Here is a 12,925-nt window from a genome sequence, read left to right as displayed (position 1 = left end):
CGAACTCGCCCCGGCCGTGCCGGTCGGGCGCGGGGTGGGCCGTGCGGCCGCGGGCGGCCCGTACGCCTCGAGCCGCTTGACGAGGTCGACACCGCCGAAGCGGGCCGGGTCGACGCCCGCCGTGTGCGCGGTGAAGATCAGCCGGGCGTACGCGGCGGGGCCGGCCTTCCGGGCCCACGCGTCGCCGTGCGCCTCCAGCCAGTGCAGCGCGCCGGCGGCCCTGCCGCCGTATCCGGAGGCGCACATCGCCACGACCGCGTCGGCCGTCGCGGCCGGGTCCGCCGCGCCGGAGGCAGTGGTCAGGTGGGCGCCCTCGGAGGACAGAAGCGGCGCCAGGTAGGAGGCACCGTTGCGGGCCACGCCCTCGGGCGTGCCCGCGCCTGCGGCGTCGCACACCGGGTCGGGGCCCGGCTGGACGGGCGCGGCCACCATGCGCTTGCCGATGCCGCCGAGCAGGGCCTCGGCGCTCGCGCGGGCGTCCGCGACGGGCCGCTGGCCGGGGGCGGGCAGGGTGGTGGAGAAGCCGCCGGCCCCGTGGCCGACCGAACAGGGCAGGGCCATGCCGACGAGCGCGTCGTACGCCTGCTTGTCGGTGTAGGGGGAGCGCACCGAGCTCGGCCGGTGGCCCATCATCGCGACCGTGCCGATCACGAGCGAGGTGGTCGAGGCGTTCGTGGGCGCGCCGGGGGCCGAGCCCCAGCCGCCGTCCGTGTTCTGCTGGGTCCGCAGCCAGGTCAGTGCCGCGTCCAGCCGGGGCTTCTGGCCGCCGACGCTCGCGAGGGCCTGCATGCCGAGGGCGGTGGCGTCGACGTCCCGCGGGGCGTCGGGCGAGCAGGGCGCGCCGGGCTCCGGCCGGTAGGAGGTGAACGACCCGTCCGTGCACTGCTGTGCCTGGAGCCAGCGGATCGCGGAGTTCGCGGGGCGCCGGTTCGCCGCGTACAGCCCCAGCATCGCGAGCGACTGGCGGCTGACCCCGTCGTGTGCGGGGTCCGTCGTGCCGTACAGCCCGGCGTCCGAGGTCCGCGGCTTGTAGGCGGGGGCCTTCGTCGCGCTGTGGCTCGGGTGGGGCGTGGCGGCCGCGGCGCCGCCCGAGGAGAGGGCCAGGCCGCCGCAGAGCAGGGCGGAGGCGGCGAGAGCGGCGGCTACGCGGCGGGCTGCGGAGGTCATGGTGCGGACGCGACTTCCCTGACGGGCGGCGGGGGGACCCGGCCACTGTACCGGGACGCCCGGACCGCGGGCCGCCGCGGGCGGACAGGCCCGGGTGGGCGCCGGGGCTGGTCGCCCGGCCGGAGCGGGTGGCGCGGGACGGGGGCGGCGGTTCATGTCCACCGTGCCCGGCCCAGGCCTCCCCGGAAGGGGGCTGCCGAGGCTCCTCGGAGCTCTCCGGCCCCGGCGAGCGCGGCGCGGGCCGTTCCCGTCCGCCGGGCGTGTCCTGCGGCCGGGGGCCGACAGATCCTTGCTGGTCACGGGGGGTGTGGTGACCGTCGGATATGCGCGGCCTTCGTATCCGGCGCCTGTGCTGCATGCGGTCGCCCTTCGGGTCCGCGGCAGTCGGCCGTCCTGACTGCTCCTTGTCGATCACCCTCGTTCCGTCGGCGTGTCGCCGCGCGCTGGGTGCGCCGATCGTGGGTTTCTCGGCTTTGTGACCCAGATCACAAAACGACCGGGAAATAACTGGGGAGCCCTTCCCCGTTTGCACCTGTGTCCGGGCAAGTGGGGAGGCGATCCCCGTTTACGGATGCATGACAGAGAGTGAACGGCGAGTGGACCCGTCCACGGACGAACCCGGTGCCCACCGGGCCTGACGAAGAAGGCAGACATGAAGACCGCCACCCGACCCGGCACGGAGGCCGAGGCACACCGCGTCACGCGGCCGCGTGCGGACGCCCTGCGCAACAGGGAGCGGATCGTGTCGGCTGCCCGTGAGATGTTCGTGGAGTTCGGCCCCGAAGCGCCGCTGGACGAGATCGCCCGCCGGGCGGGCATCGGCAATGCCACGCTCTACCGGCACTTCCCCGACCGCTCCGCACTCCTCGTCGAGGTGGTGCGCAGCGTCATGTCCCGCGCGGTCGAATCGGCCGAGCGGGTCAGTGCGGAGGAGCCCGATCCGTTCGTCGCCCTGTGCAGGTACGTGCACGAGGCGGCGGACGAGCGGATCGGCGCCCTGTGCACGCTGCTCTCCGGCGACTTCAAGCCGCACCGCGCCGATCTCGACGTGGAGCGACTGAGGCTGACGGAGGCGGTCGAAGCCATGATGGAGCGCGCCCGGCAGGCAGGGCGGCTCCGTCAGGACGTGGGCCACGGCGATCTGATGGTGGCGCTCGCTCAGCTCTCCCGCCCGCTGCCCGGCACGGGCTGCATGGACATCGACCGGTTCACCCACCGGCACCTGCAGCTCTTCCTGGACGGCCTCGAAGCTCCTGCCAGGTCCGCTCTGCCGGGCAGGTCCGCGACTCTGGAGGATCTGCGCCGCGCCAACCCCTGACGCGCCCTGACCCAGACACACAGCGAATCGAAGAAGCGAACCGAACGGGCCCTCCCGGGCCACCCCGACACTCCTGTCCGACACACGGCCCCGTGCCGGTCGGCCCGCGCGACGCGGGCCGCTGCGCACCCGCCCGCGGTCCGAATCCGCAGCGGTGGCCGCGTGTCCGGCACGCCGTGCGCGCATGAGCGCCGACGGCCCACCCCTTACCACTGTCCACACCGAAGACCACGCCACCCACTGACCGGGGTGGCACACCAGGCACCTCGTAAGCGCGGCAGCGTAGCCCGGACTTACGTGCGCTCCCGTCCTTCAGCATCCTTAGGCGGATATTTCCATGTCAAAAACCCTCGAAAGCGGGTCTTCGCGCCCCCTTTCCGACACCGGTGACGCGGCGTCCAACCGGTGGAAGGCGCTCGTCTTCATCGCCCTCGCCCAGCTGATGGTGGTGCTCGACGCGACCATCGTGAACATCGCCCTGCCGCACGCGCAGGTGGACCTGCACATATCCGATGCCAACAAGCAGTGGGTCATCACGGCCTACGCGCTGGCCTTCGGCGGGCTCCTGCTCTTCGGTGGACGCGTCGGTGACCTGTGGGGCCGCAAGCGCGCCTTCGTCATAGGTCTCTTCGGCTTCGCCGCGGCCTCCGCCGTCGGTGGCGCCGCGGTCAACGAGGCCATGCTGCTCAGCTCGCGTGCCGCACAGGGCATCTTCGGCGCCCTGCTGGCGCCCGCGGCCCTGTCGCTGCTGGCCACGACCTTCACGGACCCGAAGGAGCGCGCCAAGGCGTTCGGCATCTTCGGTGCCATCGCGGGTGGCGGCGGCGCCGTCGGCCTGCTGCTCGGCGGCTTCCTCACCGAGTACCTGGACTGGCGCTGGACGTTCTTCGTGAACATCCCCTTCGCGATCATCGCCGCGCTGGGCGCGTTCTTCGTGATCAGGGAGCCGGCGGGCGGCCGCAACCGCAACCCGCTCGACATCCCCGGTGTGTTCCTGGCCACGCTCGGCCTGGTCTCGCTGGTGTACGGCTTCACGCGCGCCGAGTCCGACGGCTGGACCGACCCGGTCACCCTCGGCCTGTTCGTGGCCACCGTGGTCCTGCTGGCCGCCTTCGCGCTCGTCGAGTCGAAGGTCCGCGCGCCGCTCCTGCCCCTGCGTGTGATCACCGACCGCAACCGCGCCGGTGTCTACTCCTCGCTGGGTCTCGCGATCATCGGCATGTTCGGCCTGTTCCTCTTCCTGACCTACTACCTGCAGGTCGTCCAGGGGTACTCCGCCGTCAAGACCGGCTTCGCGTTCCTGCCCATGGTCGCCTCCATGATCACCGGCTCGACGCAGATCGGCGCCCGGCTGATGAACAAGGTGCCCGCCCGGGCCCTGATGGGTCCCGGATTCCTCTTCGCCGCCATCGGCATGCTGCTGCTGACGCGCCTGGAGGTCGGCTCCTCTTACGCGGGTGTGGTCCTGCCCGGCATGATCCTGCTCGGCCTCGGCATGGGTACGGCCTTCATGCCGGCCATGTCCCTCGCCACCCACGGCATCGAGCCGCGTGACGCGGGTGTCGCCTCGGCGATGGTCAACACCTCGCAGCAGGTGGGCGGCGCCATCGGCACCGCGCTCCTGAACACGATCGCGGCCTCCGCCACGGGCACGTTCCTCGCCACGCACCACGCGCCCGCCGCGGCCGGTGCGGTGGGCCAGAAGCTGGTCCAGGCGCAGGGCCTCGTGCACGGCTACACGACTGCCATCTGGGTCGCCGTGGGCATCCTCGCGGTGGCCGCCGCCATCGCCACCACGGCGATCAACGCGGGCCGTCCCGGCACCACCACGGTCAGCTCGACCGGTGCCGGCGAGGACGCCGGGACCGAGGACGAGGTCCAGCTCCCGGTCGCCATGCACTGACCCGTGAGGGGCCACGGGCGGCGGTTTCGGCGGCCGTGCCGTGAGGCCGGGGAGACCGTCCGGCCCGCCGCCCGAATCCCCGGACCACGGGACTGATGTCCGCCACGGCTGATCCGCCCCGGCACCGCGCAGAGCGCGGCCGCCGGGGCGGATCACGTGCGTCCGGGGGCGTTACGAATCCCGTGGGGGAGGACGCATGCGGCGTTGCGCCCTCGCAGGGTCAGCGGCGCCAGGGGAGGTCCGCGCCACGGCTCTCGGGCTCGAGCCCCGCCGTCATCGCGCGCATGATCTCGCCCAGCTGCACCACCTGCTCCGGACTCAGCCGGTCGAAGAGACCCTGCCGTACCGCCGCCACATGGCCGGGCGCCGACTCGCGCAGCTTCGCGAGTCCGCTCTGCGTGAGGCAGGCCAGCTGGCCGCGCCTGTCGGAGGAGCAGTCCTCCCGGCGTACCCAGCCGCTCGCCTCCAGGCGCGAGATGGCGTGGGAGAGCCGCGATCTCGTGATCTTGATGCCCTTTGCCAGCTCCGTCATCCGCAGGGACATGTCCGGAGCGTGGGAGAGGTGGACGAGCAGGGCGTAGTAGATGTGCGGCAGGCCGGCGTCCCGCTGGAGCTGGCGGTCCAGGTGGTCCTCCAGCAGGAGCGTGCCGTGCAGGTACGACTGCCAGACCCGCTGTTCCTCGTCGCTGAGCCACCGCGACCCGTCGTCGCCCTGCGGACTGGATGGCGTGGTCATGGTCAGCACTCTACCTATCCTTGAACGTTTAACCAGTTCGGGCTAATCTCCCAAGGTAATTGCTTGAGACTTCAAAGAAACCGGTGGGCCCGGTGCCGGAGGGGCCCCGGACGCCGGCCGCGGTCGGGGCCGCACGAGGCCCCGTGTCGACGGCATTCGTACCCAGGCACGGGCCCGGCGGCAGCGCGCCGAGCGGGCCCGGCCGCAACCCGCGAGAGGCAGCCCCATGAACGCAGCCGCAGAGCGTATGCCCAGCCTGTACCTGTCCCACGGGGCGCCGCCACTCGCCGACGATCCGCTGTGGACGCGCGAGCTGGCCGCGTGGTCGGCCGGACTGCCCCGGCCCAAGGCGATCCTGATGGTCTCCGCGCACTGGGAGGAGGCTCCGCTCGCGCTCAGCGCCACCACCACGGTCCCCCTGCTCTACGACTTCTGGGGCTTTCCGGAGCACTACTACCGCGTGCAGTACGCCGCCCCCGGCGCCCCCGGGCTCGCCGAGTCCGTCCGCAAGCTGCTGCGCGGCGCCGGGATGCCCGTCCAGGACGTGCCGGACCGCGGTCTCGACCACGGCGCGTACGTCCCTCTCAAGGAGATGTTCCCCGCCGCCGACATACCCGTGCTGCAGATCTCGATGCCGACGCTCGACCCGCGGAAGCTGATGGACGTGGGCCGCAGGCTCGCCCCGCTCCGCGACGAGGGGGTCCTGATCGTCGGCAGCGGGTTCTTCACGCACAACCTGGCCGCCCTGCGGCAGGAAGGCCTTCCCTCCTGGTCGGTCGAGTTCGACGACTGGGGCCACCGGGCGCTGATCGACCAGGACGTCGACGCCCTCCTCGACTTCGAGAACAAGGCCCCGGCGGGCCGGCTGGCCCATCCGAGGACGGAGCACTTCGCGCCGCTGTTCGTCACACTCGGCACCGCCGAGGAGGAGCTCGGCGGCGGCCGCAGCGTCATCGACGGCTTCTGGATGGGCCTGGCGAAGCGCTCGGTGCAGTTCGGCTGAGCCGCGGGGGGCGCCGGCGGGAACGGACGGGCCGGCCCGTCGTGCCCCCGCCCCTCCGCGTCGACCGGCGACCGACCGGATGTGAGGCGCACGGGCCGGGGCCGGCCGGATGAGGCGCGCACCGACGGGGGCCGGGCCCGGCCCGATCCGACCCGCGGCCGCGGGTCGGATCGGGTCTCAGACGGAGGCGGGCGCGGCCGCGCGGGCTCCGCCGAGAGCCTTCTCGTACCAGGCCACGTCCCAGAACCTGCCGAACTTCCGGCCCACCTCCGCGTACGTGCCGACGTGGCGGAAGCCGAAGCGCTCATGCAGTCGTACCGAGGCCTCGTTGGGCTGCGTGACCCCCGCGTACGCGCGGTTGAGGTCCTCGCCCGCCAGTGCCTCGAAGAGGGCCTCGTACAGCAGCGTGCCGACGCCGCGCCCCCGGGCCTCGGGCGCGCAGTAGACGCTCACTTCCACGGACGTCGAGTAGGCGGCCTTCGGGCGGAAGGCGCTGCTGGTTGCGTACCCGAGAACCCGGGCACACGGGACATCCTGAGCAACCAACAGCCGGTGCGGCCCGTCTTCCGGATGGGACCGCAGCCATTCGATCCGCCCGGCGGGAGTGAAAGTGGTGGTGTCGAACGTTATGGGTGTGTCGCGGATGTAGTGGTTGTAGATGTCCACGAGTGCCTGGATGTCGGCCTCGACCCCCGGCCTGACCTGCACCTCTGGTCCCGCGTCGCGCATGATTCCCCTCCTTCGGGAGTCGGTGTGGCCGGACAGGGTACTGCATGATCACGAAAACGGTGGACGGCATGGGAATTCTGTCCGGATTCCACGCGTTCTTACCACCGGAAGCAGGGCACCCGATCGGGTGCCGCGACCTACTCAGTCCAGCAAGGGAGCTCGCATGGCAACCCGTGCCGTCGCCCGTCGCACTGCCTCGCGCGGAACGACCGAGGCGAACAGTGTTCGCGCTACTGGCGGGGAGATCGCCGACCGCGACCTGGTCGGCATGTACCTCGACGAGATCGCGCGGACCCCGCTGCTCGACGCCGCAAGGGAAGTCGAGCTGTCCCAGACCATCGAGGCAGGCGTCTACGCCCGCCAGATCCTCGACGGCGAGATCACGAGCGATGCGGCAGGCGCGTCGCGCGAGGAGCTCGAGGCGCTGGTCGCCGAGGGTGAGCGTGCCAAGGACGTCTTCATCCGGTCCAACCTCCGCCTCGTGGTGGCGGTGGCACGGCGCTACCCGCGCAGCGGCCTCCCCCTGCTCGACCTGATCCAGGAGGGCAATGCGGGACTGGTGCGCGCGGTCGAGAAGTTCGACTACGCGAAGGGCTTCAAGTTCTCCACGTACGCGACGTGGTGGATCCGCCAGGCGATCACGCGGTCGATAGCGGACCAGTCGAGGACGATCCGGCTTCCCGTGCACCTCGTCGAGGAGCTGGGCAGGATCCGCCGCGTGCAGCGGGAGTTCAACCGTGAGAACGGCAGGGATCCTGAGCCCGGCGAGGTCGCGGTCGAGCTGAACACGACACCCGAGCGGGTCAACGACGTGCTGGACTGGGCCCGCGACCCGGTGAGCCTGAACATGTCCGTCGACGACGAGGGCGACACGCAGTTCGGCGACCTCCTGGAGGACACGTCGGCCGTCTCCCCGGAGCAGTCGGTGCTGACCCTGCTGCGCAGCGAGGAGCTGGAGGACCTGATCGGCCGGCTCGACCAGCGCACGGCCTCCATCATCAAGATGCGCTACGGCATCGAGGACGGCCGCGAGCGTACGCTGACAGAGGTGGGCAAGGAGCACGGCCTGACCCGCGAGCGGATCCGCCAGATCGAGAAGCACGCGCTGCTCGAACTCAAGAAGATGGCGAGGGACACGGGCTTCGACGCGGCGGCGTGACGCGCGACCGCATTACCCGTAGGGTCGACCTTGTGAGGGCGATCTTCGCCATCACCCCAGAACGAGCCCCGGTGCCAACCCCCCCAGGCGCCGGGGCTCTCCCCTGTCCGGAACCGGAACAGCGGCCGAATCCCTCTCCCGGCGCCGCCGCGGCGCCAGGAGAGGCGGGTTCGTCGGCCGGTCGGCGGGTCTCGTCCGTTCCTGGCGCGCGATCCGCTCGCGAGCGGCGGTGGCGTTTCCAGCGCCGGCAGAGGCCCTGTGAGCACCCTGGCGGGACGAGGCGGCGGCTGTTGTCGGGGTCGAGACGGCCGCGACGGCGCGTCACGGCCCGGTGCACGGACGCGGCTCCTGGCGGGTGTCTCGGTGGTCGCCCGGGGCGGCTCAGCGCACGCGCGCCCGGAGTTCCAGGGCGGCCCGGGCGGCCGCCTCGTCCGCGTAGACCTCGCACATGTGCCGGCCGTCCGGAGTGGCGGTGTGCTCGACCTCCCAGAGGCTGGCCTCGGCGCCGTCGATCAGCAGGAACGCGTGCTCGTAGAGCATGCATCCCGCGCTCTGGTTCCAGTGGCCGAACACCTGGGCGATGTGGTGCGCGAAGGCGGTACGCAGCAGTGCGGCGGTGTCCTCGCCGGGGCGGTCGGCGTTCTCGGCGCGCCTGAGCACCCTGCGGGCGTGGTCGGAGGAGTTGTCGTTGACGTAGAGCCTGGGCAGCGCGGAGGGCGGAGCCGCGAGTACCTCCTCGGGCGAGACGCGGCAGTCGAGCCCCGAACGTGCGAGATCGTCCAGGTCCAGGCGGGGCTCCTGGCCTAAGAGTTCCGCCGCGGCCACCCGGGCGTCCGCCTCGGAGACGTACAGCTCGTGCAGCGGCGCGCCGTCGCGGCCCGACGTGTGCACGACCTCCCACAGGGTCAGCGCGCTGCTGTCCAGGAGCAGGAACGTGTGCCGGTACGTCTCGCGGTGCTCCCCCTTGCTGTGATGCGCGGAGGACAGCGAACTGGCGTGTGCCAGCGCGGAGTCGAGCCGCCCGATCACGGAGTCGGGCAGTACGAAGGAGTTGAGCGAGCGTTCCAGAAGGCGCTGGACATGCGTCTCGGTCGTCTCGTACGGACCGTTCAAGAGGGATCTCCCCGACATCGCCAGGTGTCACTTTGTGAACGCATACCGTAGCCCCTTGGGCTGAGATCACGTCCAGAGTTTCGGAAAACATGGCGCGATTCGGAGAATTTCATTCGGCTTCCGTCACTGAACCTCCGACACACTGTCAGGCCCGTAAAGGTCCCGGTACGAGGGGAACACGCCGCCCGGGCCCGACACACTCTCGGCGGCGAGGGCCGCCCGCACGATGGCCCGGGTGACGACGTCCGCGGCCGCCGCCAGCACGGGGTTGATCGCCAACGGCCCGGCGCCGAGGCGGCAGCCGCCGGTCGCGAGGGCGAAGACCGTGTCGCCGTCGTTCATCAGGTGCACCGGACGCACCGCCCGCGCGATGCCGTCGTGCGCGGTGCCGGCCATCTTCCGCGCCTGCGCGCGGGTCAAGTCGGCGTCCGTCGCGACCACCACCAGCGTCGTGTTCAGCGGGGGCGTCCCCGCTGCCTCGCGTAGATCGGCCAGCCTCGCCTGCGCCGCCTCGTGGACCTCCACCGGCGGATGGGCCGTACGTCCCTCGTAGTAGCGCCCGTACAGCACGCCCGTGAGGGGGTCGACCGCCGAGCCCGCCGCGTTGGCGACGACGAGCGCCGCGACGGTGATCCCCGACTCCGCGAGCACCGTGCCTGCCGTCCCGACCCCGCCCTTCATGGTCCCGATCAGGGCTCCCACGCCCGCGCCCACGCAGCCCTCGGCGACCTCTGCCCCGTCTCCGCTCGCCGAGGCCGCCTCCACAGCCGCCCGCCCCGTCGCCGCGTCCGGCCGGACGCGCCAGTCGCCGCCCCGTCCGAGGTCGAACACCGCGGCAGCGGGCACCACCGGCACCACGTGCTCCCGGTCGGGAATCCGCACGCCCCTGCCCCGCTCCTCCAGCCACGCCATCACGCCGGAGGCCGCGTCCAGCCCGTACGCACTGCCGCCCGTCAGCACGAGGGCCTCGACGCGCTCCACCAGATTGCGGGGATCGAGCGCGTCCGTCTCCCGCGTGGCGGGACCACCGCCCCGCACGTCGACGGCGGCGGTGACCCCGCCCTCGGGGGCGAGCACGACCGTCGTGCCCGTCAGCGCGAGCTCACCCGTCACCTGCGCATGTCCCACTCGCAGGCCCGCCACGTCCGTGAGCGCGCCGGCCGTCTGTCCGTCAGTCACTCGGAGTTCCTTCCGCTTCCGCCGGCGGCAGCGCTTCCCGCGAGGCGCCACCGGAGACCGGGCCCTCCGGGGTGCCCCGGCCCAGGCCCACACCGACCGCGACGGTGGCCGCGCACACCATTCCCGCGGCGAAGACGGCCCAGTTGCCCGCGAACAGGCAGCACAGGACGGCCGCGGCGGCCAGAGGCAGCACCATCTGCTGGGCAGGTCCCCGCTTGAAGTGCCGCGCGTGCAACAGCCACACCATGATCAGGAAGACCGCCGCCGGCACCGTGACGGCCGCTCCCGCCGCCCTGGCGGAGATGTCCGCGCCACCCACCGTGTATTCGACCGCGACCTCGAGCCCCGCCCCGATCGCCGCGGCCGAGCCGAAGATGGCGTAGTGCCCGTACCCCCAGGGGATGGCCTGCCGGTCGGTCGACAGCCTCTCGTGGGCCGGTGCGGCGAAGTAGATCCACCAGGCCGCGAACACGATGAGCACGCCCCCGCCCGCGATGGGAAGCAGCCGGCCCAGCGCGTCGTGCTCCTCGAGTGCCGACTGCACGGCGACGGTGGCCGCCGACATCGTCTCGCCGAGCACGATCAGCGTGAAGAGGCCGTAGCGCTCCTCGATGTGGTGCGGGTGCCAGGGCGTCTCCTGGCCGTGCTCGGCCACCAGCGGCACCAGCATCTCCGCGACGGCCAGGACCACGAACAGCCACCGCGTCGTCCCCGAGGGGACCACCAGCAGGAAGACCCACGCCGCCTGGCACACCGCGACACCCACCGCGTAGCGCAGGGCGGTCCTCCGGCCGCCGCTGCCCCTGCTCTCGGACGCCGACGCACGCAGCCACTGGGAGGTCATCGCGAGCCGCATGACCAGGTAGCCGATGACGCTCAGCGTCCAGTCGTTGTCCGTGAAGGCCCGCGGAATGCCCGCCGCGAAGATCAGCACCCCGCAGATCTGCACCAGGGTCGTCACGCGGTAGGGCACGTCGTCGTTGTCGTAGGCCGAGGCGAACCAGGTGAAGTTCATCCAGGCCCACCAGATGCCCCAGAACACGAAGAGGTAGCCGCTGACGCCGGCGCCGGCGCGGCCCTCCACGAGGTCGTGCACCAGCTGCCGGCCGGCCTGGGACACCGCGACGACGAAGCAGAGATCGAAGAGGAGCTCCAGGGGAGTCGAGGCGCGGTGCTCCTCGTCTCTCTCGCGCGCGGTCATCCGCCGCACGATGGCTGTCGTCCTTTGTCCGGGGCCCACCGACGTCATGCGCCAAGGACATCAGACTCCGCAGTCGCCGTGGAAGTCGGCACGCCTCGGGGCCGGGCCGCGCGCCGGCACGGCCGCCGTAGGCTTGAGGGATGACCACCGCTTCTGACCCGGCGCCCGAGCCCGAAGGCGCCGGACGGCCGGAACCGGCCGCACCGGCACAGCCGTCGCCGCGGCCGCCCGCCCGTCCCGTTCTCGTCTTCGAGGACCCGCTCGACCAGCGCTCGGCCGACGACAGTGACGACGGGTGGGGCGAGCGGCCGTCGGCGGGAGCCGGTTCGGCCGCCGATCTCGCGCGCTTCCTCGACGAGAAGCCGCCCCACCACATCTGAGGGGACGGCCCGGCCGAGGGCTCTAGCGGCTGCGCGGAACGGTGGTGCCGCTGTCGCTCGGGCCGCGCTGGGAGATGAGTGTGTCGCGGATCTCCTTGAGCACCTCCAGCTCGCTGTCCTGGACGACCTCGTCCACCGGGGCCTGCTCCTTCGCGGCCATGATGCGGGCCCGCCTGGCGAGGAACCTGGACATGGGCAGCACCATCAGGAAGTAGACGACGGCCGCCGTGATCAGGAAGTTCAGGGCGGAGCTGAGGACCGTCCCCCACAGGATCTCGATGCCGTGCGTCGTGCCGTCCTTGGCCGTCGAGCAGGGGTCTTCCCAGCAGTAGCTGTACTTGTCCAGGTCCTGGGTGCCGAAGGCGCCCACCACCGGATTGATCACGCCCTTGACGACCGCGTTCACGATGTTGGTGAACGCCGCGCCAATGACGACCGCGACCGCGAGATCGATCACGTTTCCGCGCATCAGGAAGGCTTTGAAGCCCGCCAGCACGCTCTCCTTCTCCTTGCTCACGCGAGAGCCTTTCTTCGCCCGTGCGGGGGTGGCAGTCCGCTCCGCAACCTACGTCAGGGCAGGGCTGCGCTGTCCAATCCGGGAACCCACCGGGTTGACGTTTCAACGCAACCCGCGGGGTGTCTTCGCTGCGGGTCAGCACACCGTCACCGCCAGCTGGGACGCGACTCCCGCCGATGCCAGATCCGCGGCGACGGCACGGGTCACGGACAGCACGAGCAGTGCTCCCCCCTCGACGCCCGCGTCCGCGGAGGCGTCCGGGATCTCCTGCACGCGGACGCCGGCGGCGACGATCCGCCCAGCGGGCTCCCGCCGGCCGCCCTGCGCGCCGCTCGGCGGGGGGACGGGGGTCGCGATCACGTCGACGCGGTCGCCCGGGCGCAGCAGGCCCACCGTCGCCGCGTCGGAGATGCGCACCGGCGCGAGGACGGTCCGCCCCCTCCCCGACCCCGCCGAGGGCGTGCGTGGGCGCCCTGCCGCTGGAGCGGCGCCCGCCTCCGCGCCCGCGGGGAGCGGATCG

At 72.1% G+C, this 12,925-nt stretch carries 13 protein-coding genes; 5 read left to right on the top strand and 8 right to left on the bottom strand.

Features of this window, described 5'->3' with window-relative positions; genetic code table 11:
• On the bottom strand, positions 1–1,167 hold a 1,167-nt coding region (locus tag L1885_RS13580), incomplete at its 3' end, for an SCO2321 family membrane protein (RefSeq protein ID WP_235797342.1).
• Positions 1,168–1,819: 652 nt separating this feature from the next.
• On the opposite strand from L1885_RS13580, the gene L1885_RS13575 reads away from it, so the two are divergent.
• Positions 1,820–2,485, top strand: a complete 666-nt coding sequence (locus L1885_RS13575; protein WP_235797341.1) for a TetR/AcrR family transcriptional regulator — start codon at positions 1,820–1,822, stop codon at positions 2,483–2,485.
• A gap of 337 nt (positions 2,486–2,822) precedes the next feature.
• The gene (locus L1885_RS13570; protein WP_235797340.1) at positions 2,823–4,388 is read left to right on the top strand and encodes an MFS transporter; all 1,566 of its coding nucleotides are present in this window, start codon (positions 2,823–2,825) and stop codon (positions 4,386–4,388) included.
• Between the two features lie 220 nt (positions 4,389–4,608).
• Here the strand turns inward: L1885_RS13570 and L1885_RS13565 are convergent, their stop codons facing one another.
• Positions 4,609–5,124 (bottom strand): MarR family winged helix-turn-helix transcriptional regulator, encoded by a 516-nt coding sequence (locus tag L1885_RS13565; RefSeq protein ID WP_235797339.1) that lies wholly within the window; start codon positions 5,122–5,124, stop codon positions 4,609–4,611.
• Between the two features lie 226 nt (positions 5,125–5,350).
• Between L1885_RS13565 and L1885_RS13560 the strand changes: the two genes are divergently transcribed.
• The gene (locus L1885_RS13560) at positions 5,351–6,127 is read left to right on the top strand and encodes a dioxygenase family protein (protein WP_235797338.1); all 777 of its coding nucleotides are present in this window, start codon (positions 5,351–5,353) and stop codon (positions 6,125–6,127) included.
• Positions 6,128–6,304: 177 nt separating this feature from the next.
• Here L1885_RS13560 and L1885_RS13555 read toward each other — a convergent pair whose 3' ends face one another.
• Entirely contained in the window at positions 6,305–6,856 is a 552-nt protein-coding gene (locus L1885_RS13555) for a GNAT family N-acetyltransferase (RefSeq protein WP_235797337.1), read from the bottom strand.
• A 163-nt stretch (positions 6,857–7,019) separates the two neighbouring features.
• Here L1885_RS13555 and L1885_RS13550 point away from each other — a divergent pair, with 163 nt between their 5' ends.
• Entirely contained in the window at positions 7,020–8,015 is a 996-nt protein-coding gene (locus L1885_RS13550) for a sigma-70 family RNA polymerase sigma factor (RefSeq protein WP_235797336.1), read from the top strand.
• Between the two features lie 381 nt (positions 8,016–8,396).
• On the opposite strand, the gene L1885_RS13545 is transcribed toward L1885_RS13550, so the two are convergent.
• The 3 genes from L1885_RS13545 to L1885_RS13535 form a co-directional block, all read right to left on the bottom strand.
• A complete protein-coding gene (locus L1885_RS13545; RefSeq protein ID WP_235797335.1) occupies positions 8,397–9,128 on the bottom strand; it encodes a DUF6227 family protein in 732 nt (243 codons plus the stop codon).
• A gap of 123 nt (positions 9,129–9,251) precedes the next feature.
• Positions 9,252–10,307, bottom strand: coding sequence for a P1 family peptidase (locus tag L1885_RS13540; protein ID WP_235797334.1), 1,056 nt, complete (start codon positions 10,305–10,307; stop codon positions 9,252–9,254).
• Positions 10,300–11,556 (bottom strand): low temperature requirement protein A, encoded by a 1,257-nt coding sequence (locus tag L1885_RS13535; RefSeq protein WP_235797333.1) that lies wholly within the window; start codon positions 11,554–11,556, stop codon positions 10,300–10,302. The genes L1885_RS13540 and L1885_RS13535 overlap by 8 nt, the downstream gene beginning before the upstream one ends.
• Before the next feature lie 92 nt (positions 11,557–11,648).
• Between L1885_RS13535 and L1885_RS13530 the strand changes: the two genes are divergently transcribed.
• On the top strand, positions 11,649–11,888 hold the full coding sequence (locus L1885_RS13530) for a hypothetical protein (RefSeq protein WP_235797332.1): 240 nt from the start codon (positions 11,649–11,651) through the stop codon (positions 11,886–11,888).
• Positions 11,889–11,910: 22 nt separating this feature from the next.
• On the opposite strand, the gene mscL is transcribed toward L1885_RS13530, so the two are convergent.
• Positions 11,911–12,405: a large conductance mechanosensitive channel protein MscL gene (gene mscL, locus L1885_RS13525; RefSeq protein WP_235797331.1), complete on the bottom strand. Its 495-nt coding sequence runs from the start codon at positions 12,403–12,405 to the stop codon at positions 11,911–11,913.
• Between the two features lie 135 nt (positions 12,406–12,540).
• Positions 12,541–12,925 (bottom strand): RcpC/CpaB family pilus assembly protein (locus tag L1885_RS13520; RefSeq protein ID WP_235797330.1); only part of this gene is annotated, 385 nt, incomplete at its 5' end.

Origin of the sequence: Streptomyces fuscigenes (genome assembly GCF_021556455.1) — a bacterium.
GTDB lineage: Bacteria > Actinomycetota > Actinomycetes > Streptomycetales > Streptomycetaceae > Streptomyces > Streptomyces fuscigenes.
This window is presented reverse-complemented; position numbering and strand designations above follow the sequence as displayed.